At 24.7% G+C, this 1690-nt stretch carries 1 protein-coding gene; it reads left to right on the top strand.

Features of this window, described 5'->3' with window-relative positions; translation table 11 throughout:
• Positions 1–1690: type VI secretion system Vgr family protein (locus IQC44_RS11370; RefSeq protein ID WP_198306473.1), on the top strand; the 1690-nt coding region annotated here is incomplete at both ends.

Below are 1690 nucleotides of genomic sequence, written 5' to 3'. Positions count from 1 at the left end.
ATTAGAAGGGAGAAGTGGAGTAAATAAAGTATATGAATATGAAATAACATTTGTAAGTAATGAAAAAATAGAAGTAGAAGATATAGTAGATACAGATGTAAAGATAGTTTTAGAGGATTTAGTAAATTTAAAATCTTGTAAAATAATCTTTGGAAAAATATATAAAGCTAGTGAAGATAGTATAGTATCAAATAAATATATGTATAAAATAGAAGTAGTACATCCAATATACTATTTGGGATTGAATAATAAATATGAGATATATCATAACCTAAGTGCAACAGATATTATAAATAAAATAGTAACAAGATATAGAGCCTTGTTAAATATCTCATTAGAGATAAGATTAGATAATATAAAATACCCTGTAAAAGATTATACAACTCAATATAATCAAAGTGATTTAGAGTTTATCTTGATGCTTTGTGAAGAAGAGGGATACTCTTTAATATTTAATGAAGATGATAATAGTAGCTTTAAAATAGTGTTGTGTGAATTAAATGATTATGTAGAGAAAATAGATGAAAAGATATTGTGTACCTATAATCATAAAATAGAGTTTAAAGCAAGTAAATATGTAGAAGATTACTATGATAAGAATAATCCAAGCCAAGAGTATAAAATAGAGAAAACAAATGCAGTAACTAGTAGTAAGATAAAAGATAATGCAAGTAGTAAACAATTAAGAAATGATATAGAAAAAGAGAGCTTTAGAGATAAACTAAACTTGTTAAATGAAAGCTTGTATGAAGATTTAAATAGATATACAAATATAGATACAAATAAAGAGTATTCAGAATCAAATATAATAGAAGCCGTTTCAAATGAATTGATAGTAAAAGATAGTTTAAATGCCTTAATAGTAAGTGAAAAAGAGAATAAAGAAGAAGATGTAATAATAATAGAAGTAAACTATAAAGCATATTTTCCAAATGCCTTAGATGAATATTCAAAACTAAATGATATAAAAGATATAAACTCAAATATGCAATATAGTGTAGAGTTTAAAGCAATTCCAAAAGATATAATATATAAACCTAAAGTTACAATAAAAAAACCAAAGATATATGGTGTACAAACAGCAATAGTAACTTCTCAAGATGTAAATAACTCTGCTATTACTCCTAATCAAAATAGTATAGATGTAGATAGTGAAGGAAGAGTAAGAGTTCTGTTTCATTTTGAAAGAAATAAAACAACATCTTGTTACCTAAGAGTATCAAATCTATCTAGCGGAAATAACTATGGAACTATGTTTATTCCAAGAGTAAATAGTGAAGTAATAGTAAGCTTTGTAAATGGAAATCCTGATTGTCCAATAATAATAGGAACTTTGTATAATGGTGAAAATAAAATACCATACCCACTTCCAGCTAATAAAACAAAAAGCTATATAAGAACATATACAACTCCACAATATGAAGAGACACAAGGATATAATGAAATACTCTTTGATGATAAGCAAGGAAATGAAGAACTAAATATTCAAGCTCAAAGAGATATGAATACTCTAATACTAAATGATGAAACAAAAATAGTTAAACATAATCAAACTACTTTAATAGAGAATGATAAAAAAGAAGATGTAAATAATAACTCAAACTTAAATGTAAAATCAGACTATACAATAAATGTAAATAAAAACCTAACACAAACTGTAGATGAAGAGAAAATAACAACTGTAAATAAA

The sequence above is a fragment of the Arcobacter vandammei genome (genome assembly GCF_016106035.1).
In the GTDB taxonomy this organism is placed as follows: domain Bacteria; phylum Campylobacterota; class Campylobacteria; order Campylobacterales; family Arcobacteraceae; genus Aliarcobacter; species Aliarcobacter vandammei.
The sequence above is the reverse complement of the archived record's forward strand: the minus strand, read 5'-3'. Positions and strand labels throughout refer to the sequence as shown.